The 22409-nt window shown below is 65.3% G+C and carries 17 protein-coding genes and 1 pseudogene; 5 read left to right on the top strand and 13 right to left on the bottom strand.

What is annotated here, in order from left to right; genetic code table 11:
• Positions 1–4: 4 nt before the first annotated feature.
• Positions 5–1300, bottom strand: a pseudogene (locus EJB06_RS00165) (NAD(P)/FAD-dependent oxidoreductase); the annotation flags it as partial.
• Positions 1249–2130 carry an MBL fold metallo-hydrolase gene (locus EJB06_RS00160; RefSeq protein WP_126071986.1) on the bottom strand — a complete coding sequence of 294 codons (882 nt, stop codon included), beginning with the start codon at positions 2128–2130 and terminating at the stop codon, positions 1249–1251. The pseudogene EJB06_RS00165 and the gene EJB06_RS00160, both read right to left, overlap by 52 nt.
• Before the next feature lie 214 nt (positions 2131–2344).
• Between EJB06_RS00160 and EJB06_RS00155 the strand changes: the two genes are divergently transcribed.
• Both EJB06_RS00155 and EJB06_RS00150 read left to right on the top strand, forming a co-directional pair.
• Positions 2345–3646: a sigma-54 interaction domain-containing protein gene (locus tag EJB06_RS00155; RefSeq protein ID WP_126071985.1), complete on the top strand. Its 1302-nt coding sequence runs from the start codon at positions 2345–2347 to the stop codon at positions 3644–3646.
• A 140-nt stretch (positions 3647–3786) separates the two neighbouring features.
• Positions 3787–4899, top strand: coding sequence for a sensor histidine kinase (locus EJB06_RS00150; RefSeq protein WP_126071984.1), 1113 nt, complete (start codon positions 3787–3789; stop codon positions 4897–4899).
• A 23-nt stretch (positions 4900–4922) separates the two neighbouring features.
• On the opposite strand, the gene EJB06_RS00145 is transcribed toward EJB06_RS00150, so the two are convergent.
• Positions 4923–6845 (bottom strand): PAS domain-containing hybrid sensor histidine kinase/response regulator, encoded by a 1923-nt coding sequence (locus EJB06_RS00145; protein ID WP_164557748.1) that lies wholly within the window; start codon positions 6843–6845, stop codon positions 4923–4925.
• 133 nt (positions 6846–6978) lie between these two features.
• Between EJB06_RS00145 and EJB06_RS00140 the strand changes: the two genes are divergently transcribed.
• Positions 6979–7890, top strand: coding sequence for a LysR family transcriptional regulator (locus EJB06_RS00140; RefSeq protein ID WP_126071982.1), 912 nt, complete (start codon positions 6979–6981; stop codon positions 7888–7890).
• Here the strand turns inward: EJB06_RS00140 and EJB06_RS00135 are convergent.
• Positions 7849–8385 carry an SRPBCC domain-containing protein gene (locus tag EJB06_RS00135; protein WP_126071981.1) on the bottom strand — a complete coding sequence of 179 codons (537 nt, stop codon included), beginning with the start codon at positions 8383–8385 and terminating at the stop codon, positions 7849–7851. The two genes, EJB06_RS00140 and EJB06_RS00135, sit on opposite strands and share 42 nt — an antisense overlap.
• 141 nt (positions 8386–8526) lie before the next feature.
• Entirely contained in the window at positions 8527–8934 is a 408-nt protein-coding gene (gene rnk / locus EJB06_RS00130) for a nucleoside diphosphate kinase regulator (protein WP_126071980.1), read from the bottom strand.
• 417 nt (positions 8935–9351) lie between these two features.
• On the opposite strand from rnk, the gene EJB06_RS00125 reads away from it, so the two are divergent.
• Together EJB06_RS00125 and EJB06_RS00120 are read left to right on the top strand one after the other, a co-directional pair.
• Positions 9352–9882, top strand: a complete 531-nt coding sequence (locus EJB06_RS00125) for a DUF6985 domain-containing protein (RefSeq protein WP_126071979.1) — start codon at positions 9352–9354, stop codon at positions 9880–9882.
• A 29-nt stretch (positions 9883–9911) separates the two neighbouring features.
• Positions 9912–10223 carry a YdhR family protein gene (locus EJB06_RS00120; protein WP_126071978.1) on the top strand — a complete coding sequence of 104 codons (312 nt, stop codon included), beginning with the start codon at positions 9912–9914 and terminating at the stop codon, positions 10221–10223.
• Between the two features lie 315 nt (positions 10224–10538).
• On the opposite strand, the gene EJB06_RS00115 is transcribed toward EJB06_RS00120, so the two are convergent.
• The 8 genes from EJB06_RS00115 to paoA all read right to left on the bottom strand — a co-directional run bounded on the left by EJB06_RS00115 (position 10539) and on the right by paoA (position 22159).
• Positions 10539–11522, bottom strand: coding sequence for a hypothetical protein (locus EJB06_RS00115; RefSeq protein WP_126071977.1), 984 nt, complete (start codon positions 11520–11522; stop codon positions 10539–10541).
• A 9-nt stretch (positions 11523–11531) separates the two neighbouring features.
• Positions 11532–13019 carry an AAA family ATPase gene (locus EJB06_RS00110; protein ID WP_126071976.1) on the bottom strand — a complete coding sequence of 496 codons (1488 nt, stop codon included), beginning with the start codon at positions 13017–13019 and terminating at the stop codon, positions 11532–11534.
• A gap of 225 nt (positions 13020–13244) precedes the next feature.
• Positions 13245–16328, bottom strand: coding sequence for a CHASE domain-containing protein (locus EJB06_RS00105; RefSeq protein ID WP_164557747.1), 3084 nt, complete (start codon positions 16326–16328; stop codon positions 13245–13247).
• A gap of 119 nt (positions 16329–16447) precedes the next feature.
• A complete protein-coding gene (locus EJB06_RS00100; protein ID WP_126071974.1) occupies positions 16448–17197 on the bottom strand; it encodes a class I SAM-dependent methyltransferase in 750 nt (249 codons plus the stop codon).
• 100 nt (positions 17198–17297) lie between these two features.
• Positions 17298–18254: a cupin-like domain-containing protein gene (locus tag EJB06_RS00095; RefSeq protein WP_126071973.1), complete on the bottom strand. Its 957-nt coding sequence runs from the start codon at positions 18252–18254 to the stop codon at positions 17298–17300.
• Positions 18255–18368: 114 nt separating this feature from the next.
• Positions 18369–20558 (bottom strand): aldehyde oxidoreductase molybdenum-binding subunit PaoC, encoded by a 2190-nt coding sequence (gene paoC / locus EJB06_RS00090; protein WP_126071972.1) that lies wholly within the window; start codon positions 20556–20558, stop codon positions 18369–18371.
• 3 nt (positions 20559–20561) lie between these two features.
• Positions 20562–21515: an FAD binding domain-containing protein gene (locus EJB06_RS00085; RefSeq protein WP_126071971.1), complete on the bottom strand. Its 954-nt coding sequence runs from the start codon at positions 21513–21515 to the stop codon at positions 20562–20564.
• Positions 21512–22159: an aldehyde dehydrogenase iron-sulfur subunit PaoA gene (gene paoA, locus EJB06_RS00080; protein ID WP_126071970.1), complete on the bottom strand. Its 648-nt coding sequence runs from the start codon at positions 22157–22159 to the stop codon at positions 21512–21514. The genes EJB06_RS00085 and paoA overlap by 4 nt, the downstream gene beginning before the upstream one ends.
• Positions 22160–22409: the final 250 nt, after the last annotated feature.

Below are 22409 nucleotides of genomic sequence, written 5' to 3'. Positions count from 1 at the left end.
ACGCTCACGCGTCCGCCAGCGCCGGCCTGGCCAGCCACTCGCGTCCCTTGAGCATGGCGTGCCAGTACAGCGGCGGCAGGATGCGCTCCTTGAGCAGCCACGCCAGGCGCGACGGGCGCGTGCCGTCGATCAGCCAGGATGGAAAACTCGGCGCCAGCACCCCGCCGTCCTTGAACTCGGCCAGCACCACCTTGCCCCGCTCGACCGTCAAGGGACACGCGCCGTAGCCGTCGTAACGCGCCACGCCGGCGCGCTTGCCCAGCGCCGCCAGCACATTGTGCGCCACCACCGGGGCCTGCTTGCGCGCGGCCGCCGCCGTCTTGGCGTTGCCGGTATTGATGGCGTCGCCCAGCGCGTGGATGTTGTGCCAGCGCTTGTGGCGCAAGGTGGCGGGGTCGACATCGATCCAGCCGGCCGCGTCGGCCAGCGGGCTGACCCGCACGACGTCCGGCGCCACCTGGGGCGGCACCACGTGCAGCAGGTCGAAGGCGCGCGTGACCGTCTCCTTGCCGCCCTCCGCATTGACGCGCGCAAAGGTGGCGCGCCGCGCCGGGCCGTCGACCGCCGTCAGCGTGTGGCCCAGGTGCAGGCCGGCGCCATAGCGGTGCATATACGCCGTCAGCGCCGGCACGTACGCGGGCACGCCGAACAGGGTCGGGGCGGCGCTGCAAAAGTCGATCCGCACCTGCTCCAGCAAGCCGCTGCGCCGCCAGTGGTCGGCCGACAGGTACAGCGCCTTTTGCGGCGCGCCCGCGCACTTGATCGGCGCCTGCGGCTGGGTAAAGATGGCCTGGCCCGCGCGCAGGCTGCGCACCAGCTGCCAGGTGTAGGGCGCCAGGTGGACCAGGTAGTTCGAGGTCACGCCGTTGCTGCCGAGCGTATGCGCCAGGCCGTCGATGGCGTTCCAGTCGAGTTTGAGCCCCGGGCACAGCACCAGCTGCCCGTAGCGCAGCATCCGGAAGCCGTCGAGCACGACCGCGTTGCGCTCCGGTTCGAACGCCGCCACCGCCGCCCTGATCCACCTGACCCCGCGCGGAATGACCGACGCCATGGTGCGCGCGGTCTGCGCCGCATCGAACACGCCGGCGCCGACCAGGGTCCAGCCGGGCTGGTAGTAATGCACGTCGGCCGGGTCGACGATGGCGATGTCGAGCTCGGGCGCACGCGCCAGCAGGCTGGCCGCCGTGGCGATGCCGGCCGCGCCGCCGCCGACGATCAGCACCCCGACCTGGTCCATGGTGCCGGCGCTCACAGCGCGTTGAGCGGAATTTTCAGGTAGCGCTGGCCGTTCGCTTCCGGCTCGGGAAACTGCCCGGCGCGCATATTGACCTGCACCGACGGCAAAATCAGCGTCGGCATGGCCAGGGTGGCGTCGCGCCGGGTGCGCATGGCGACGAACGCGGCCTCGTCGATGCCATTGCCGACATGGACGTTGTGGGCGCGCTCCTCGGCCACCGTGCTGACGAAGCGCACCTCGCGCCCGCCCGGTTGGTAGTCGTGGCACATATACAGCAGGGTATCGTCGGGCAGGGACAGCACCTTGCCGATCGAGCGGTACAGGGTGGCCGCGTCGCCGCCCGGAAAATCGCAGCGCGCGGTGCCGTAGTCGGGCATGAACAAGGTATCGCCCACGAACGCGGCCAGGCGAGCGCCGTAGCCGGCCACGTAGCTCAGGCAGGCCGGCGTGTGGCCGGGCGTGTGCAGGACGCGGCATTCGACGCTGCCGATGCGGAAGGTTTCGCCATCGGCGAACAGGTGGTCGAACTGGCTGCCGTCGCGCGCCATGCCGGCGCCGGTATTGAGCAAGTTGCCGAACACTTCCTGCACGGCGGCGATGTGGCGCCCGATGCCGGTCTTGCCGCCCAGTCGCTGTTGCAGGTAGGGTGCGGCGGTCAGGTGGTCGGCGTGGACGTGGGTTTCGAGGATCCACTCGACCCGTGCGTCCAGCTCGTGCACGCGCGCGATCAGGCGGTCGGCCGAGGTGGTGGCCGTGCGGCCCGACTTCTGGTCGAAGTCGAGCACGCTGTCGATCAGGGCGCAATGGCGCGTGGCGCCATCGATCACCAGGTAACTGACGGTACTGGTGGCGGCGTCGAAGAAACCTTCGACCTGGAATGCGGCGGTGCTCATGCTGGGGTGTTCTCCTCGGGTTCAGCCACAAGGCGGTGCAAGACCCATGCCAGATACACAATCTGCGAAAACCCTGATCCAGATCCTTGATTTAATACGGAATTTACATTCTTCCGGGCGCAGCGCGCACTGCCGCATCGCTGCCATGTGGCAGTGTCACTTGACAGTATTGGCAGTACCGGGCCACCATGCGCGCCTGACCAGGAGCCATCGCATGCCGACCGACCCGAGCAATCCAGCCCCCCTTTCAGCGCAACTGCAGTCGCTGGTGTCCTTCCTCGAACACGAGGCGCAGCCGATGATCGTGCTCGACCCCGACTACAGCATCCTGGCCGCCAACGGCGCCTACCGGCGCCAGTTCGGCGGCACCGGCAAGCCCTTCATCGGCCAGAAGTGCTACCGCGTCTCGCACCGGTACGAGCTGCCCTGCGACCAGGCCGGCGAACACTGTCCCATGAAGAAGGCGCGGGAGCTGCGCGCTCCGGACCGCGTGCTGCACATCCACCACACGCCGCGCGGCCCGGAGCATGTGGATGTGGAGCTGCGCCCGATTTTCGACCAGCACGGCGCCATCACCGCCTATGTCGAACGCCTCTCGACGGTGCGCAGCGCCTCGGCCCAGCCCAGCGGCGACGGCCTGGTCGGCCGCTCGCCGGCCTTCAACGACGCCCTGGCCGCCCTGCAGCGGGTGGCGCCCTCGATGCTGCCGGTGCTGCTGCTGGGCGAATCGGGCACCGGCAAGGAACTGTTCGCGCGCGCCGTGCACGCCAGCAGCGCGCGCGCCGGCGGTCCGCTGGTCGTGGTGGACTGTTCGGGCCTGAGCGAGTCGCTGTTCGAGAGCGAACTGTTCGGCCATGAAAAAGGCGCTTTCACCGGCGCAGCCTTGCGCAAGCCGGGACTGGTGGAGACGGCCCAGGACGGCACCATCTTTCTCGATGAAATCGGCGACGTGCCGCTGGCGATGCAGGTCAAGCTGCTGCGCCTGATCGAAACCGGCACCTACCGCCGCGTGGGCGGGGTGGAAACCCTGCACGCCAATTTCCGCCTGGTGGCGGCCACCCACAAGCCGCTCGAGGCGATGGTGGCGCGCGGCGAGTTCCGCCAGGACCTGTATTACCGCATCAACGCCTTCCCGATCCGCCTGCCGCCGCTGCGCGAGCGCGCCGACGATATCGCCCTGCTGGCCGACTCCTTCCTGCGCCGGCCGGGGGCGATGCGGGCCGTGAGCATCGATGCGCAGGCGCTGGCGCACTTGCAGGGGCGCGCGTGGCCGGGCAATATCCGCGAGCTGCGCAATGTGCTCGAACGCGCCAGCCTGTTCGCCGACGATGGCGTGATCCGCAGCGCCCATCTGGCGCTGGCGCCGGCCCGGCCCGCCCCGGGGCCGGCCTCGCCTGGCGAGACCCTGGCCGACGCCCTGAGCCATTTCGCCGGCACCCGCAGCGAACTGGCGGCCCACCTGGGCATCAGCGAGCGCACGCTGTACCGGCGCCTGAAACAAGGCGGATTCGGCTGACACGTAGTATTAAGCCAACAGTGAAGCCAACACCGGCGCTTTATTGTAGTATTACTCCTACATCCAGCCACACGTCCGTCGACCCAAAAAACTGTCACGAATTAAAGGCTCCCCAAGACCGATTCGTAGATCAGGACATCATGGATTTTCACGCCCATCAGAATGAGCATGAGCACCGCTACCGGCAGCTCGCCGCGTCCTTGCCCGTCGCCGTCTACAGTTGCGACACCGAAGGCCGGGTCACCGAATTCAACCGGGCCGCGGTCAGGCTGTGGGGGCGCACGCCGGTGGCCGGCGCCGAGTTCTGGTGCGGCTCGCACGCCATGTTCACGCTCGACGGCACCCGCCTGCCGCACGACCAGTGCCCGATGGCGCTGGCGGTGCGCGAAGCGCGCGAGGTCGGGCGCATCGAAGCGGTGGTCGAACGCCCTTGCGGCGAGCGCCGCTACGTGCTGGCGCATCCCCAGCTCACGCGCAACCAGGCCGGCGCGATCACCGGCGCGATCAACGTGGTGGTCGACATCACCGAGCGCAAGCTGCTCGAAGAACGGCTGCGCGAAACCGACCGCGGCAAGGACGCGTTTTTCTCGACGCTGGCGCACGAACTGCGCAATCCGCTCTCGCCCATCATGTCGGCCGCATCCCTGCTGGCCCGCAGCGACGACCCCGGCGTGACGCGCATGGCCGGCATCATCGTGCGCCAGGCGGCCATGCTGGAACGCCTGGTGGACGATCTGTTCGATGCCTCGCGCATCACGCGCGGCGGCGCGCCCCTGCGCATGGCCGACACCACGCTCGCGCGCGTGCTGGACCGCGCGCTCGACACCGTGCGCGCCCCGCTCACGGCGCGCCGGCAAACCCTGGGCGTGGAGTCGCCGCCGGGCGAGGTAGCGCTCCATTGCGACGAGGTGCGCGTTGCCCAGCTGATCGGCAATGTGCTGCTCAACGCCAGCAAATACACGCCGCCGGAAGGCGCGATCAGGCTGTCGGTGCGGATCGACTGCGACAACTTGCTGGTGACGGTGTCGGACAACGGCATCGGCATCGAAGCGGACCGGCTGGAACAGATTTTCCAGCTGTATGCCCAGGTCGACGGCGCCGACATGCACGGCAAGGGCGGCATGGGAATCGGCCTGGCGCTGGTGCGCGACCTGTGCGAGCGCCATGGCGGCACGGTGCGGGCGCACAGCGACGGTCCCGGCCGGGGCAGCCGCTTCGAGATCGTGCTGCCGGTGGTGGTCAGCGGCGCTTAGGCCACTTAAGCCACTTAAGCCACTTAAGCCACGTCGGCCAGCACATCCATCAGCTTGCCCGTATCGACCGGCTTGACCATATGCTGGTCGAAGCCGGCCGCCTGGCTGCGCCGGCGGTCGCTCTCCTGGCCGTAGCCGGTGATCGCCACCAGCAGCGCATTGCAGGTGCCCGGATGGCTGCGCAGGCGCGTGGCGAGCGCGTTGCCGTCCATTTCGGGCAGGCCGATATCGAGCAGGCAGACGTCGAAACGGGCGGTGTCGATGCGCGCCAGGGCATCCCTGGCCGAATGCTCCACCGTCAGCCGGTGCCCCGCCGCCTCCAGCAGCATGGCCAGCATGGCGGCGGCGTCGACATTGTCGTCCACCACCAGGATATCGAGCGCGCGCGCCGGCCCGGCGTGCGCCTCGCGCGCGCGCGCGGGCGCAACGGCCTCGCGCCCGTCGCGCAGGCGCGGCAGCGAAACGCTGAAGGTACTGCCGGCGCCGGTCCCGGCGCTGTAGCACGACACCTTGCCGCCATGCAGCTCGACCAGGCTCTTGACCAGCGCCAGCCCCAGGCCCAGGCCGCCGGCGGTGCGGTCGGACGTGTGCTCGGCCTGGCTGAACAGGTCGAACACGCGGCAAGCCAGCTGGTGCTCGATGCCGACGCCGTTGTCGGTCACGCTGAGCAGTACGCGCTCGTCGTCCATCTCGATGCGCAGGTCGATGTTGCCGCCGTCGGGCGTATACTTGGCGGCGTTATTGAGCAGGTTGCCGACGATTTGCACCAGCCGCTTGGCGTCGCCCAGCACCGTGGTGCCGTAGGGCGGCAGATGGATCGCCAGCTGGTGGCCCCTGCCGCGGATCAGCGGCCCGCTCTGCTCGACCGCGTCGGCGACGATGTCGCGCAGGTCGAGCGGCGCCGTCTCCAGCTTGACCACCCCGCCGGTCACGCGCGACACGTCCAGCAGGTCGTTGACCAGGTGCGTCATGTGGCTGACCTGGCGGCTGATGATTTCGCTGGTCTTGCGTACCCGCGCCTCGTCGAACTTGCCCAGCTTGAGCAGCTCGGCAGCGGCGCCGATCGGCGCGAGCGGATTGCGCAGTTCGTGCGCCAGCATCGCCAGGAACTCGTCCTTGCGGCGGTCGGCGTCGATCAATTTGTCTTCGGCCAGCTTGCGCGCCGTGATGTCGGCGATGGTGCCGACCAGCTGCGTGCGCGGCCGGTCTTCGCCATGGTGGCGGCGCCCGTACAACTCGACCCAGCGCGCCGCCCCGTCCTGGCTCAGCACCCGGCCCTGGAACTGGAAGCGCATATTGCCCGCCACGCTGGCCGCAACCGCGTCGGTGAAGCGTTCGATATCGTCCGGATGCAGGAACTCGGACGCGAAGCGGGCCGCGTTGACCGGCGGGTCGGAGTGCGCGATGCCCAGGATGTCGTAGGTGCGCTCGTTATCCCAGGTGACCATGTCCGACACCGGGTCCCAGGTCCACAAGCCCAGTTCGGCCGCATCGGTCGCCAGCTGCAGGCGTTCGGCACTGTGCCGCAGCGCCTGGCCGGCCTGGCGCACGCCGGTGATGTCGCGCGACATGGCGAGGACGCGCTGGAGCTTGCCGTCGGCCCCGAAGATGGGGGCGACGATCACGTCCCACCACCTGGGCGTGCCCTTGGCGGTCGGGCAGAAAGCGGTAAAGCGGCCGGTGCCGCCCCTGCGCGCATCGTCGAGCGCCGTCAATACCGTCGGCACCGCCTCCGGCGGCCACAGGCTGGACCAGCTGCGGCCCAGCAGCGGCGTCATGTCGTCGATCTCCATCGCGCACTGGCCATTCTTGTTCATCGACTCGATGCGCCCGCTCTTGTCGAGCAGCTTGACGCAATCGGGACTGCTTTCGTACATGGCGGCGCCCAGGTCGGGGACGGGAAGCGCAGGAGGGACGTCACTGCTGGGAGAGGAAAAATCGGACATGGCAGGGAATCGGTTCTTTTCTACGAGCATATGCAAAGCGGCTATTGCCCGATTCTACTGGTTTCTTACCGAGATTCAGTACGTTAGCCTACATAAGCGAAACTTCCTGCGCCGCTATGGCACAATCGCCCGCATGCCGAACCTCCGCCAGTTGGACCTGAACCTGCTCAAGGCGCTCGACGCCCTGCTCGACGAACGCAATGTGACGCGCGCGGCCGCGCGCCTCGGCCTGACCCAGCCGGCCATGAGCGGCATGCTGACACGCCTGCGCGAGAGTTTCGACGATCCGCTGCTGGTGCGGGTGCAGCGCGGGGTCGCGCCGACGCCGCGCGCGCTGGCCCTGGCCGCGCCGGTCAAGCAGGTATTGGCCGACATCGCAGGCCTGTTGCAGCCACAAGCCTTCGACCCGGCCACGGCGCGCATGACGCTGTCGATCGCCGCCACCGACTACGCGCTGCGGGCGATCGCTGTGCCGTTTCTTCTGGCCCTGCGCCCGCTGGCGCCGTCGATCCGGGTCGCGCTGCTGCCGGTCGTCAACGAGCAGTTGCAGGCCCAGCTCGAACAGGGGCTCGTCGACCTCGCACTGGGCACGCCGGAAACGACGGCGCCCGACCTGCACGCGCGCATCCTGTTCGAGGAACGCTATGTGTGCGTGATGCGCAGCGGCCATCCGGCGGCGCCGGCGCCGCAGGCCGGCCTGTCGCTCGACCAGTTCTGCGCGCTCGACCACGCGCTGGTGTCGTATGCGGGCGGCAGCTTCGAAGGCGTGAGCGACGAGGCGCTGGCGCGGCTCGGCAGGCAGCGCCGGGTCATGCTGTCGGTCAAATCCTTCCTGCTGCTGCCCGATATCCTGCGCGCCAGCGACCTGGTGGCGGTGGTGCCGCGCCGGCTGGTTGACGATGCCGACGGCCTGGTGCTGTGCGAACCGCCGCTCGACATTCCGGGATTGACCAAGGTGCTGGCCTGGCACGAGCGCACGCACCGCGATCCGGGCCACCGCTGGTTACGCGCACTGCTGCTGCGCACCTCCGGCGCGCGCGCCTAAGGCGCTGGCGGCCAGGCCGTCGATCCATTCCTGGTGCGCGTTGAGCATCGGATTCGGGCGGGCCTGGGCCATGTCCCGGGCCGGGGCGCCATTCTGCGATTCCTGGGTCAGGATGCGCACGCGGCCGCCGGGCAGGTCTTCGAACAGCCAGGCGTGATACGCGTCGAGGCGCGCGTCCGCGCCGCCTTCGACCCAGCCGTGCCAGGCCACACGGGCCGGCACGCCCGGCCCAGGCGGCTGGTATTCGGTCACTTCGGCATGCACGGCGAAACCGAAGGTAGTGAAACGGAAGCGCGCCCCCGCGTGCAGATGCGGGCCGGAACCGTCGTCGAAACGGATATCGGACACATTGCCGTAGTACGCTGGCCATGCCAGGGTGTTGTCCAGCTGGGGCCAGACGTCGGCGGCGCTCAGGCCGGCCACGGTGATCTCGTTGGAAACGTAGTTGTCGGTGGTGCCGGGCAGATAGGCTGCGGGCCAGAGGATATCGCTCATGCGGGTAAAACCTTTCAATGAAGTGATCGGGATCCATGTTCGGATCACTTCATGATGGGCTTGCGCCTGTTATAAGTCCAATCCCGTATTTTTATCGCGCCCATCATTTAAGCCGATACCGGAACGGCCAGCCGGCCGGCTTCAGCGGTGCAGCTCGCCGGCGCGCTCGGGCTGGTACAGGACGTCGAGCACGGTAAGCTGGAAACTGGCGCCGTCGGGACGGGTCCAGTCGATGCTGTCGCCCGCCGCCAGCCCGATCAGGGCGTTGCCGACCGGCGAGAGGATGGAAATGTGCTCGCCGTCGAGCCGCATGTCTTTGGGATAGGCCAGGGTCAGGTTGAATTCTTCGGCCGGCGCGTCGAGCGTGAAGCGCACGCGCGAATTCATGGTCACGACATTCGGCGGCATCTCGTCCGGCTCGACCAGTTCGGCGCGCGCCAGTTCGTCGAGCAGCACGTTCCGGACCTCGGCCTGCGCGGCCGGCAGCGAATCGAGCAGGGTTTCAAGGCGTTGCATGTCGACGGACGACACAATGATATTCGGTCTCATGATGGTACTCCACGGATGGTAAAAAAGAGGCAAGGCGGATGGAGGGTGGCTCGGGAGGACGGACAGCGTTATGTCTTGAGTGTCCTCACCGAGCTCAAGAGAGCCGGGCGAGATGGCGCGCGCGCGAGCGCGCTCCGTCGCCGCAAGGGGACGGAACAGCGTGCATCGAACGGGAGCGCATTGGATTCATTGGCGGTGCGTGGGCAGAATAGCCCGAGTATAACCCCATCGGCGCAAATGCGGCGAAGTCGCGCTCAATCCTGCACGCGCAATGGCCAGGCCAATTCCCTTGCCGGCCCCGGTAAGCAGTGCGACAGGTTTATCATGCATGCTGTTTTCCCCGATGAAGCGAGGGACACTGCCGGTCGCGGCAACCATCGGGCTTCTTCGATTAATCAGGCAAACCAGAAGGCAGACATGAACATTCCAGGACTGGGCGAGATGACGCTCGACGAAGGCACCGACTGGCTGTGCAGCGAACCGCTGCCGGTCAGGATGCTCGATGGGGCGATCTGCGAGATCGCCCTGGAGGGGTATCAGGACGATCCGCATCCGCAGGATTTCCACGCCGCCATCGCGGCCTTCCTGTCCAACGGTCCCGACGTGCTCAGGGCGGCGCAAGCGCCTATCTTCCAGTACTATCGGGATGTCAACCGTCGCCAGGATCCGTCGGACGAGGACTTCGTCGCCATCGCATCGGCCGACGACGTCTGGCGCCACATCCAGTTCGGCTTCGAGCCGATGGTCGAACGGGGCGATCCGGACGAGCGCGATGTCTACATCTCGATCACCTGCAACTGCGACTGGGAGCGCGAGCACGGGCTGCAGATCGTGCTCCGCAACGGCGAGTCGGTCTGCAAGATCGGCCCCTACGACGGGCACCTGAGCAATGCCGATGCGTATGGCGACGACACCCTGAAGCAGGTAATCTATCGCAGCTTCGCCTGAATGCTGCAACCGGAACAGAGGAGTGAGCAATGATCATCGCCATGACCGCATTTGCCTTACCCAAGCCGATCACCCGCGAGGAAGCGCGCACCATTTTTCTGGGCACCGCGCCGACCTACCAGGACGTGCCGGGACTGCTGCAGAAGCACTACGTCCTCTCGGAAGACGGGGCCACGGCGGGCGGCCTCTATCTCTGGACGTCCCGGGCGGCGGCGGAAGCGATGTACACCGACGCCTGGCGCGCCTTCGTGCGCGAGAAATACGGGACCGATCCAACGGTCACCTGGTTCGACAGTCCGGTAATGGTCGACAACGTGGCTCAGAAGGTTCTCACGTACTAGCGGCCATGCAGCGTATGCGCCGGCGTCTGGTACATCGGCCAGGTTGTCACGTTGTTGGAATACCAGAATCTTGACCTTCAATAGCGTCGGATACGGAAGGCGGCCGCCTGTGGCAGCGATGGCCTCGGCGCCGTCGCGTCAGTTTCTGCCGTCAGCGCTTCGAAGTCCACATGCTTGCTCACGCCAGCCAGAGGAACGCCGATCTTCGCGTTCATGTTCGGCAAACAGGCTGACGCCAGGCGTCCCCATCATCGGGCCTCACTGGACGTTGGCAAAACCGAAATTCCACGAGCGAGGCCGGTCGGTGGCGGGTTTTTAGGGTTCGCGCTCACCGATTGCGAAGGGTGCCGATGACGCTTTGGGACGTCTGAAGACCTCGTACAAATCCTTCTTGATCTTACCGAGCACCTCATTTTTATATTCGTCCAAATTAAAGCCAAGGGCATGTCTTTCATCGAAGACAAAACCCTCGCCGCCAAAAATTTTTGCAACCTCCGAAATCCGTGCGGGAGTCCAGTTCTCCAGGTTACGGATGAAGATCTTCAATGTCGATTCGTGTATCGAAAAGCGCTCGTTCAATAAAAAAGTCCTGATGGAATTGTTGACTGCCGCATCCACAGAAGGCACGATTTTCAAGACCATGTCAAACTCGCCTGTGCGCCGCATCTCGATATAACGCTCCGGATCCAGGTCGAAATTTATATGATTCCTCCCTTCATCCGGATCGGCCGCACCGGTCGGCACGTGCAGGGGATGCAGGTGGCGGACGTAAAAGAAGTTCAGGTCGCCCTTCAGCGAACTATTGCAGACCTGGCAAGCAGGGACCAGGTTATAAAGCGAGATGGCAAGATACGGATACTGAAATTTTGGGTAAAAGTGGTCGAGCGTGGGGCGAAAACTCTTCCCGTCGCTGATGATCGTGAATGCAAAATTCTGATGGCAATAAGGGCACAGCACGTACTTGGAAGTCTTGCAGAGCTTGTAAGCATTCCATTTTTTATAGGATACATCGCGTTTTTTGGAAAAATGATCGTAATTGAAAAGTGCCGCACAATCCTCAAAAAACCGGGTACCCTCCGCGTCATTGCATAAATATATCAGTCCATTAACATAGTGTATTAGCTGATCAAGTTGCGCAGGTGTGCCGCATGCGATTATCTCGCGCTTTTCCTTCAAGAGATGCAGCAAATGATCGCTTGTGACCGAACCGCTTTTCAAAGCTGCATCGATTCGGTCTGCAACATAAGCCGCGTGGTCGCGCTCAGCATTTTCCCACACATCCCCGATATGAACGATCAACGGCCTCTCCTAGTTGCTGCGATTTCTGATATACGATCGGATTACCGGATCGTCTATGAGATCGATATGATACCTGGCAGGCCGTTCGCCTTTTTTAATTTTCTGCACCAGACCGCCAATAAATTTAGCGGCGAATTCCCCCATCGTTCCCGCTCCCCCGCTTCGATTTATAATATCCTGAAGCGGAGCCCCGAAAGAAACAATGGTTTCACCCTTTGCAACCCCGGACTCGTCCACATTTTGCTGAACACGATCAATCCCAATCGCATCCGTCTTTAACTTGATAATGCTATCGCGTGGAAAGTCACTCATCAATACTGGCGAATGCGTCGTCAAGATCACCTGGATCGTGCGGAAGATCTTTTTTTCCCTCACAGTCTTGATGTAATTATTGAGGTAGTCGACATACTTCTGTTGCCAGCTCAAATGCAAAAATATATCTCCTTCATCGATCAGCAGCAACAGATTATCGAATTCGCCTGTTTTCGATTTTCGCTGGCGAAGAGCTGCTTCAATTTTACTGAATTGATTTATCAACGCATTCCCTCCCGCACTGAGTTTTGCGATACCAATGGTTGCATGTTGCTTCAGTTCATTCAGTGCTTCGGTCGAACTTTCCTCCATGATATAAGGCTTTTCGGGCAGATCCCCAAGACCGAGGATTTTACGCACCCCTTCAAGTTCCGCCACCATTCTCCTGTACGTCTTCATCGCAGTGCGCGGAGCGGTTCCCATTTTGCGTCGGAACGGAACTCCCTCAGCTTGGAGAACCGACTGGATGATGTCCGTTTGCTTTTTATGAGCTCTTATCGTCCGTTGGAGCGCCAACAGCTTCAAGCTTGGAGTAGCCTCTAATTTTTCATAAATATACGCTTTAATTTTCTCATTGAGCAATTCCTGCGCAAGACTTATCGCATCGTACTCTTTTGTCTTGACATAATCCAGGTAGTCCAAGCCGCTGTCGCGCCGGAATTTCTCCGCAGCTTTTTTGACAACATCTTGCTGGGCTATGGCACTCCGCAACGGATCGGGCAGGGCATCTTTATCTATTACATTGCCCAAGATAAAGAGCATGGAGATTTCAAAGATGATGCTTTCCGAAAAATGAAAATTAATCGAAATTTCTGGAGAAATGTTGAAATTCTTGACCAGACTTCTTAACATCGGGTAGTCCGAATTTTTATTTTCACGCATACGCCGCATGCTTTGGAGGTTAATGAACTGCTGATTTTCTTCCGGCATATCGACCGTGTACGGCACCGGCGTGTAATAAATTATTAAGGTTTTGCTGTACGGATTATCCGCACCCACCACATCCTTGTTGATGTTTAATATATTGCTTACGATCGACGACAGGGTCCTGCTTTTTCCCGACCCGTTCGGGCCTATAATCAAGGACATCGAATCCGAAGCAAACAGCTTCAAATCCGGCTGTTGAGCTATCTCATCTGGCACAAGTTTGATCGCGCCGTACTCGGTATTGATTGCATTGATCATTTTTTGCTTAATAGATTTGCGAACTGAAATACGCTATGCAAAGTGTAAGTTGTCTTGTCGGATAAACGTAGCTGCATGAAAGCGAGGATAGGCCGGCCCGGTCGCTACGTGTAAGCGAGTCCCCCGCCACTTATCTGATACATATCTTAACGAAAAGTCAACCCGTTAAAACGTATAGGTAGACATATCGGCAGGAATCGAACGCGTCAGATCGGCGGCCGCGCTTTAAGAACCCGGCAACCTGCTCGCCAGCGCATCGCGCACGTGTTGCGCCAGTTGCGCGCGCCGGTACGGCTTGCCCAACAGCCGCACGCCGTCATCGAGCCTGCCTCCCGTGGTCAGCGCGTCGCGCGTGTAGCCGGACGTGTACAGCACCGCCACGCCGGGCAGCTCGCGCTGCGCCAGCATCGCCAGCTCGATGCTCGACACCGGCCCCGGCATCACGACGTCGGTAAACAACAGGTCGACCCAGGCGCCCTTGCGCAGCAGGGCCAGGGCGCTGGCGCCGTCGTGCGCTTCCAGCACGCAGTAGCCAAGTTCGTTCAGGGTCGCCACCGTGGTTGCGCGCACTTCCGGATCGTCTTCCACCACCAGCACCGTTTCGCCGCCGCCGACCACGTCCTGTTCGAGCACGCCCATCTTGCCGGTCGCCCGTTGCGCGGAACGCGGCAGGTAAATCACCACCGTGGTGCCTTTGCCGGCCGCGCTGTCGAGCGCAATGTGGCCGCCGCTCTGCTTGACGAAGCCGTAGGCCATGCTCAGTCCCAGGCCGGTCCCCTGCCCCACCGGCTTGGTGGTGAAAAACGGCTCAAACGCATGCGCGATGACGTCGCTGTCCATCCCGTCGCCGGTGTCGGCAAAGCTGAAACGGAGATAGTCGCCGGGCGCCAGGTCGAGCGCGGCGGCCTGCGCGGCATCGACGTGCGCGTTGCGCAGGCCGATGGTCAGCACGCCGCCGCCGTGCATGGCGTCGCGCGCGTTGATGGCCAGGTTCATGACAACGTTTTCCCACTGGCCGGGATCGACCAGGGTATTCCACAAGCCCTCGTCGGCATCGATGCGGATGCGCACCGACTCGCCCAGCGCGCGCTGCAGCAGGTCGTCCATGGCCTGGAAGGTTTGCAAGGGGTTGAGCACGACCGGCTGCAAGGGCTGGCGCCGCGCGAAGGCGAGCAGCTGCGAGGCCAGCTTGGCGCCACGGTCGACCGCCGACTGGATGCTGGCCAGGCGCTTTTGCAGGCGCGCGTCGTCGCGCTTGCCCAGCTGGAGCAGCTGGACGTTCCCGCCGATGACGTGCAACACGTTGTTGAAGTCGTGCGCCACGCCGCCGGTCAGCTTGCCGACCGCTTCGAGTTTTTGCGCATGCTGGAGCGCTTGGCGCGCTTCTTCCAGCGCCAGGCTGCGTTCGACCTCGAGCTGTTCGGCGAGCTTGCGCTCGGAGATGTCGCGCATGAAGGCGCTGATGACGAAGCCGGAGGCCTGCGCAAAGCCGGCAATCGCCAGTTCGACCGGCACCCGCGCGCCGTCGCGGTGCAGCGCGCTCACTTCGAACACATTGCGCACCATGGTGCCGCCGCTGGCGACCATGCGCGCGACGCCGGCATTGTGGGCGGCGCGCAGCTCGGCGGGAATGATCAGGGTGGCCAGGTCCTGGCCGATGGCGCTTGCCGCCGGCCAGCCGAACATGGCTTCGGCCTTGGCGTTCCAGTCGGTGATGCGGCCGTCCGCGCCGACGGCGACGAAGGCATCGTGCGACTGGTCGAGGATGACGCTGACCCGGTGCCGTTCCGCCGCCAGGCGCGCGTTCGCTTCGAGCAGGGTCTGTTCGTCGGCCTTGGCGCGCGTGATGTCGGTGTGGGTGCCGATGGTGCGCAGGGGGTGGCCTTCGGCGTCGCGCGTGACCGCCATGGCGCGCGCGCGGATCCAGCGCCATGTCCCGTTCTTGCAGCGCATCCGGTATTGGCATTCGTACGGCTGGTCGGTGCTGTCGACATAGGCGTTGAGCGTGGCGAGCACGCGCGCGCGGTCGTCGTCATGGATCAGCGCTTCGAAGGCGGCATTGGTGGGCTCGATCTCGTCGGCGCCATAGCCCAGCATTTCCTTCCAGCGCAGCGAGTGGACGATGTCGCCGGTGCCGCGATTCCAGTCCCAGACCCCGTCGCCGGCGCCCTCCAGCGCGTACTTCCAGCGAAATTCGCTCTCGCGCAGCTGGCGCGTCATGTCGGCCGCCAGCGCCATGGCGCGCCCGCGCCCGGAGGCGAGCGTCCAAACCAGCAGCGCCAGCAAGGCGCCGGCGGCGACGCCGACAATGGCGATGAACTGCGGCCGGTCCGAGCGCTGGCGCGCCTCGAACTGGGCCGCCGAGCGCATGTGCAGGATCCATGGACGGCCGGCGACGACGACGCGCACGGTGGCCGAAAAACGCGCCGGACGGCGCATCTCGGCCGGCGTCTGGCGCGCCGAGCGGTACAGCCTGGCGCCTTCCTCGATCCTGTCGCCGTCGTAGATCGACAGCATGATGTCGCCCGAGCGCTCCCCGCCCAGGCCGGCCATCAGGTCGTCCATGCGAAACGGCGCGCCGACCCAGCCGATGATGGCGGCGCGCCGCTCGGCCACGGTGGCGGCCGGGGCATCGCGCCGGTACACGGGCAGGTACATGACCAGCCCGGCCTGCTCGTTGCGGCCGTTCTCCTGGATCAGGCGCACCTTGCCCGAGGCGGCCGACTGGCCGCTATCGCGCGCGCGCTCCATGGCGGCGCGCCGGGTCGGGTCGCTCAGCATGTCGAAACCGATCGCGCGCAGGTTCAGGCCGGTAAAGGGTTCGATCTGGGTAATGGCCGACAACACCGGCCGTTCGCCCGGCGGGTGGACGGTGTAGCCGGGGCTGGCCCGGCGCTGCGTGGCGGTGTGGGTATCCAGCTCGCCCGGCCGGACCAGTTCGACCAGCGCGATGCCCTGGATGCCGGGATAGGTTTCCTCCAGCCGCAAGGAGGCGATGTAGTCGCGGAAGTCGGCCCGCGCCACCGCCATCGAACCGAGCAGGAAGGCCTGGGTGCCGCGCTGGACATGCTGGTAGTTTCCCATGCGCTGTTCGATGCGGCGCTCCATCTGGCGCGCCTGGTAGGCGAATTCGGCGTGCTGGCTTTCGTCGAGCTCGGCGCGTGCGAAGTGCCAGGCGAAGGCCGTCGCGACGATGGAGATGAGAAAAATCGCCAGCGCCAGCAGCAGCGGGGTGTATTTACCGCGCACGGCGGCGGCGGGCGCGTCGTGGCGGCGCTTTTCTTCAGGCTGGACAGCGCTGGTCGGCATAGGCATCTTTGAGTAGGACAATGCGCATTATCGGCGAATTATGCGATTCTCCAAGGCAAAGTGTTGCAGTGCGCCTACTTTTACATCGCCAAACCGTGACAGGTGCGCCCGCGTACCAATTATGCGGGCCGCGTGCCGACCAGGACCGGCTGGTAAAAGGCGTCGTCGATGCGGCGCACCTGCGCGAAGCCGGCTTGGCGCATCAGCGCGCACATTTTGTCGGTCGACAAGGCGTAGTAGCGCGAACGCATCGCGTGTGTCTGTACAGCCTGGCTTGCAAGGTCTTCTTCGATGAAGTAAAAGGTCAGGTCGTAATGGTCGCCCGCGAAATCCCAGACCTGGAACAGGACGTAGCGCTTGCCGTCTTCGGTGCGCGCGCCGTAGGGCTTGACCAGGTTCACGCCGCGCTCTTCGCGCTCGTAGTCGCGCATCGACATCAGGAAGCCGCCGCCGGGCGCCAGGCAGGCGAACATCTGGCGCAGCGCGATGAGCAGGTCGTCGTCGGTGAGCAGGTGCGGCAGCGAGTTGTCGCAGGAGAGTACGAGCTCGAAGCCGGCGCCGTGGTGCTCGTGGGCGCGGCGCATGTCGCACACCGAGAAGTCCACGCTGGCGCCCGCGAGATCGGCTTCGCGGCGGGCGCGTTCGATTTCCTTTTCCGACAGGTCGGAGGCGGTCACGGAAAAGCCGCGCCGGGCCAGGCCGATGGCCTGGGTGCCGATGCCGCAGGAGACGTCCAGCAGCGTGCGCCTGCCGGGCCATTCGGCCTCGATCAGCGTGCCCAATTGTTCGCCTTGCAAGGCGACGCTGGCATGCCAGTCCTGGTGGATCAGGTGATAAAAAGGGGTCAGGCGGTCGTAAAAGTCGGACATGGATTCCTCGTCGATGGCAGCGCTAGCTTGGACGGGAATAATAGCATTCAGGCAAAATTGTCGCTCGGCATGATTGCCCGGCGACAGCCCTCTCCTATCACTACGCCTCGGCGCGCCGCAAGGACGGCTCTCCCTTCAGGGCAAACGGCATCGCCCGGGCCCAGCGGTTGGCCGACAGCGAAAACGTCAGCGCGCGCACCTGGTGATACCAGCCGGCCGGCACGTACAGCATATCGCCGGGATGGACGATGCATTCGATCATATTGGCCTGGCGCGCCAGCGGGAACCTGTCGAAATCGGGCGCCTCGGGGTCGACCGGGGAGCCGAACAGGATCGCATTCGCTTCGCTCGGGTACAGGAATTCGTCGTGGTGCGGCGGCACCAGGAAAATGCGCTTGCTGCCCCAGACCTGCGCGAAGATATTGTCGTCGTAGTCGCAGTGCAGCGGCGTCACCGTGCCCACCGGCCCGAGCCAGAAGCGCGGCGGGCCCATTTTGCTGAAGTACGCGGGCCAGTAGCACATGCTGTTCAATTCACGCAGTTCCAGGTTGCCCAGGTAAGGCGGCAAATCGTGGTTGCCGCCGGCGACCAGGTCCAGGTACTCCAGCATCGACATATCCTGCATGGCGCGGTCGGGCGCGAAGGCGGTGTTGATGTAGTCGCCCACGCGGGCGCGCACCGGCAGGTGGCTGAAGCGTTCGCGCAGGGTTTGCGGCGTGAGGCCCGAGAGCGGCCAGCGCGTGGCCACGCCGGTGATCAAGAATGGCAGGCCTAGCGCCGCGCGCGCGCGAAACGCCGCCGCATCCGGCACGAGCACGCGCGCAATCTCGCTGATGACGGGAAGCGTGCGCCCCACCCGCTTGATCGCCTCGCGCATGGCGTCGATCGAGGTCACTCCGCGCACCGCCGCGTCGCGTTCCAGGCGCGCCTGTTTTCTGGCTTCGGCATCCCCGGCCCAGGCCGATTGGGTCGCCAGCAGCGTGGGCGGCAACCGTGGCGCGACGCGCGGCGGCGCCGGTTCCGGCTGCGCAAGCGCCGGTTTCTCTTCACTTGACATAAATCCTTACCATCTTCCGTTATTGCCCCTGGCGCGGCGCGGCGCGCGCCGTGGGGCGACAGCATAACGCATGCGATGGCGATCTTCCACCTTTGCGAGAAGGGGCAGAGGAAATCACGTCATGGCCGGCATCTTCTCCAGCAGCTTGTCGAGCGTGAGCGGATAGTCGCGCACGCGCACGCCGGTGGCGTTGTAGACCGCGTTGGCCACCGCCGCCGCCACCCCGCAGATGCCGAGTTCCCCCACGCCCTTGGCCTTCATCGGCGAGGAGACCGGGTCGGTCTCGTCGAGGAAGATGACTTCCTGGTGCGGCACGTCGGCATGCACCGGCACCTCGTACCCGGCCAGGTCGTGGTTGACGAAAAACCCGCTGCGCTTGTCGACCACCAGTTCTTCCATCAGCGCCGCGCCGAGGCCCATGGTCATCGCCCCGATCACCTGGCTGCGCGCCGACTTGGGATTGAGGATGCGCCCCGCCGCGCACACGGCCAGCATGCGCCGCACCCGGGTTTCGCCGGTGGCGGCATCGACCGCGACTTCGACGAAGTGCGCGCCGAAGGTCGACTGCTGGAATTTTTTATCCAGGTCGCCGTACTCCATCGTGTCCTCGGCAACAAGTTCGCCCGCCTGCGCCAGCGGCACGCTCTTGCCGCCCGCGCTGACGGCGCCGCCGGCAAACTGGGCCTCGGCCGGGTTCATGCCCAGCTTTTGCGCCACCGCCTCGCGCAGTTTCATGCACGCCGCGTACACGCCGGCGGTGGCGCTGTTGGCGCCCCACTGCCCGCCCGAGCCGGCCGACACCGGAAAGCGGGAGTCGCCCAGCTTCACCACCACCTTGTCGATCCCCACGCCCATCATCTCGGCCGCCGTCTGGGCGATGATGGTGTAGCTGCCGGTGCCGATGTCGGTCATGTCGGTTTCCACGGTGACCACGCCTTTGCCGTCGAGGCGAATGCGCGCGCCCGACTTCATCACCAGATTGTTGCGGAAGGCGGCCGCCACGCCCATGCCGATCAGCCAGCGCCCTTCGCGCTTCTTGCCCGGTTCGGCGCTGCGCTCCTTCCAGCCGAAGCGCTCGGCGCCGCTGCGCAGGCACTCGATCAGGCGCCGCTGCGAGAACGGCCGGCCCGGTTTTTCGGGATCGACCTTGGTGTCGTTGAGGATGCGGAAGGTGACCGGATCGATCTTGAGCTTTTCGGCCATTTCGTCCATCGCGATTTCGAGCGCCATCAGGCCCGGCGCTTCGCCCGGGGCGCGCATCGCGTTCCCTTCGGGCAGGTCGAGCACCGCCAGGCGCGTTCTGGTCATGCGGTGCGCGCCTGCGTACAGCAGGCGCGTTTGCTGGACCGCCTGTTCCGGTTGACCGCCGGGCAAATCGCCCGACCAGGTTTCGTGGCCGATCGCGCTGATCTTGCCGTCGCGCGTGGCGCCGATGCGGATGCGCTGGATCGTGGCCGGACGGTGCGTGGTGTTGTTGATCATCAGCGGGCGGCTCAGCGCCACCTTCACCGGCCGTCTGGCGGCGCGCGCGCCGAGGGCGGCCAGCAGCGCTTCCGCGCGCAGGAACAGCTTGCCGCCGAAGCCGCCGCCGATGTACGGCGAGACCAGGCGCACGTTTTCTTTCGGGATGCCGAGCGTCTTGGCCAGGTCGCCGCGGGTCCAGTCGATCATCTGGTTCGCGGTCCAGACGGTCAGCTTGTCGCCCTCCCACGAGGCGATCGAGGCATGCGGCTCCATCATCGCGTGCGAGTGGTCCGGCGTGCGGTAGGTGGCGTCCAGCAGCACCGGCGCGCCGGTGTAGGCGCGCTCGAAGTCGCCCACCTTGGTATCGGGCTTGTCGGCCTTGGGCACCTTGGCCGAGCCCCTGGCCTTGTCGAGGTCGTACGCGCCCTTCTCTTTTGCATACGCCACCTCGATCAGGCTGGCGGCGGCGCGCGCCTGTTCGAAGCTCTCCGCCACCACCAGCGCGATGGCCTGGTGGTAGTGCTGGATCTCCGGCCCGCCGAGCAGCCTGGCGGTGTTCATCTTGCCCTTTCCGAGGGTGCCGGCGTTGGCGGCGCTGATCACGGCGATCACGCCCGGCGCGCGGCGCGCGGGTTCGAGGTCGATCGAGGCGATGCGGCCCTTGGCGATGCCGGCGCCGAGCACGTAGCCGTAGGCGGCGTTGGGCGCGGCGGCGTGCTGCTCGTAGGCGTAGGGCGCGCTGCCGGTGGTCTTGGCCGGGCCGTCGATGCGGTCGAGCGCACGCCCGACGACCTTCAGCTGGTCGATCGGATTGGTGGTGGCGGGTGTGGTGAACTTCATGGGTCAGCCTTTCTTCGCATCGGCCAGCACCGCATGCAGCGTGCGCTGGACCAGCGTGATTTTGAACGCGTTGTCCTGCGTCGTTTTTGCGCCTGCCAGCAAGTGATCGGCGACGGCTTTGGCGCCGGCGGCCATCTTTTGCTCGGCCGCTTCGACGCGCCACGGCTTGTGGGCCACGCCGCCGAGCGCCACGCGGCCGGCGCCGTCGGGCAGGATCACCGCCGCCACCGACACCAGCGCAAAGGCGTACGAGGAACGGTCGCGCACCTTGCGGTACACATGCGTGCCGCCGAGCGGCTTGGGCAGGGTGACGCTGGTGATCAGCTCACCCGGTTCGAGCAGCGTCTCGATGTGCGGGGTGCTGCCCGGCAGCCGGTGGAAGTCGGCGATCGGAATCGTGCGCGCGGCGCCGTTGGCGCGCACCGTCTCCACTTGCGCATCGAGCAGGCGCATGGCCACCGCCATATCGCTCGGATGGGTGGCGATGCAGGCCTCGCTGGCGCCGACAATCGCGTGCTGGCGGCTGAAGCCGCCGATGGCCGAACAGCCGCTGCCCGGCTGGCGTTTGTTGCACGGCTGGTTGGTGTCGTAGAAGTACGGGCAGCGCGTGCGCTGCAGCAGGTTGCCGGCGGTGGTCGCCTTGTTACGCAGCTGCATCGAGGCGCCCGACAACAGGGCGCGCGAGAGCACGCCGTAGTCGCGCCGCACCCGCTGGTCGGACGCCAGGTCGGTATTGCGCACCAGGGCGCCGATGCGCAGGCCGCCGTCGGCAGTCGCCTCGATCTTGTCGAGGCCGAGGCCGTTGACGTCGATCAGGTGGCCCGGGGTTTCGATGTCGAGCTTCATCAGGTCGAGCAGGTTGGTGCCGCCGGCGATGAATTTGGCGCCGGGGGCGCGCACGGCGGCGGCGGCCGCCTCGGCGGCACTGGTGGCGCGCTGGTAGGTGAAGACCCTCATGCCTTGCTCCCTGCGACCTCGGTAATCGCATCGAGGATGTTCGAATAGGCGCCGCAGCGGCAGATATTGCCGCTCATGCGCTCGCGGATTTCTTCGGCCGACAGCAGCGGCCTGGCCATCAGGTCGGCGCTGACGTGGCTCGGGATGCCCTGCCGGATCTCGTCGATGACCGAGACGGCCGAACAGATCTGGCCCGGGGTACAGTAGCCGCACTGGTAGCCGTCGTGCTTGATGAAGGCGGCCTGCATCGGATGCAGCTTGTCCTGGCTGCCCAGGCCTTCGATGGTGGTGATCTTCGACCCTTCGTGCATTACCGCCAGGCTCAGGCAGGAATTGATGCGGCGGCCGTCGGCGATCACCGTGCAGGCGCCGCACTGGCCGTGGTCGCAGCCCTTCTTGGTGCCGGTCAGGTGCAGGTTTTCGCGCAGGACATCGAGCAAGGTGGTGCGGGTGTCGACCTCGAGCGCGTGGCGCTTGCCGTTGACCTCGAAGGCGACCTTGCTGGTGACCGGCGGCGCGGGCGGCAGGCCCGGGGCCAGGTCGGCCGCGCTTGCCGCCCCGGGCACGCTGGCCGCCGTGACGCCGATGGCGCCTGCGATCAACAGCTCCCGCCGCGATAGTTTGATGTCGCTGAACTGGTCCATGTGTTGGCATCCTCTTGGCTGATTGTGTGGCTGCCCGGACGCGCACTTCCGGCCGGCCGGACGCGCCGCAAAGGCGTTGGTGGGTGTCTTGCGCGTTCGCAGAATGCGCAATGTAGCGAGGATGCCCGGTATGCATGGATCGGTCTGTTAGAAGCCACACATTCGTTCGATAAACCCCCGGCGCGCGTCAGCCGCTCCACAGCCAGGCCGGCCGCGTCGAGCGATGGCACGGCATTGTCGAGGCTGGTGA

The organism is Massilia atriviolacea (genome assembly GCF_003953935.1).
Classification (GTDB): Bacteria; Pseudomonadota; Gammaproteobacteria; order Burkholderiales; family Burkholderiaceae_D; genus Telluria_A; species Telluria_A atriviolacea.
This window is presented reverse-complemented; position numbering and strand designations above follow the sequence as displayed.

Coding starts and splice junctions, on each gene's coding strand:
- EJB06_RS00160 (WP_126071986.1), bottom strand. CDS start 2,130: ATGAGCACCGCCGCATTCCAGGTCGAAGGTTTCTTCGACGCCGCCACC.
- EJB06_RS00155 (WP_126071985.1), top strand. CDS start 2,345: ATGCCGACCGACCCGAGCAATCCAGCCCCCCTTTCAGCGCAACTGCAG.
- EJB06_RS00150 (WP_126071984.1), top strand. CDS start 3,787: ATGGATTTTCACGCCCATCAGAATGAGCATGAGCACCGCTACCGGCAG.
- EJB06_RS00145 (WP_164557748.1), bottom strand. CDS start 6,845: ATGTCCGATTTTTCCTCTCCCAGCAGTGACGTCCCTCCTGCGCTTCCC.
- EJB06_RS00140 (WP_126071982.1), top strand. CDS start 6,979: ATGCCGAACCTCCGCCAGTTGGACCTGAACCTGCTCAAGGCGCTCGAC.
- EJB06_RS00135 (WP_126071981.1), bottom strand. CDS start 8,385: ATGAGCGATATCCTCTGGCCCGCAGCCTATCTGCCCGGCACCACCGAC.
- rnk (WP_126071980.1), bottom strand. CDS start 8,934: ATGAGACCGAATATCATTGTGTCGTCCGTCGACATGCAACGCCTTGAA.
- EJB06_RS00125 (WP_126071979.1), top strand. CDS start 9,352: ATGAACATTCCAGGACTGGGCGAGATGACGCTCGACGAAGGCACCGAC.
- EJB06_RS00120 (WP_126071978.1), top strand. CDS start 9,912: ATGATCATCGCCATGACCGCATTTGCCTTACCCAAGCCGATCACCCGC.
- EJB06_RS00110 (WP_126071976.1), bottom strand. CDS start 13,019: ATGATCAATGCAATCAATACCGAGTACGGCGCGATCAAACTTGTGCCA.
- EJB06_RS00105 (WP_164557747.1), bottom strand. CDS start 16,328: ATGCCGACCAGCGCTGTCCAGCCTGAAGAAAAGCGCCGCCACGACGCG.
- EJB06_RS00100 (WP_126071974.1), bottom strand. CDS start 17,197: ATGTCCGACTTTTACGACCGCCTGACCCCTTTTTATCACCTGATCCAC.
- EJB06_RS00095 (WP_126071973.1), bottom strand. CDS start 18,254: ATGTCAAGTGAAGAGAAACCGGCGCTTGCGCAGCCGGAACCGGCGCCG.
- paoC (WP_126071972.1), bottom strand. CDS start 20,558: ATGAAGTTCACCACACCCGCCACCACCAATCCGATCGACCAGCTGAAG.
- EJB06_RS00085 (WP_126071971.1), bottom strand. CDS start 21,515: ATGAGGGTCTTCACCTACCAGCGCGCCACCAGTGCCGCCGAGGCGGCC.
- paoA (WP_126071970.1), bottom strand. CDS start 22,159: ATGGACCAGTTCAGCGACATCAAACTATCGCGGCGGGAGCTGTTGATC.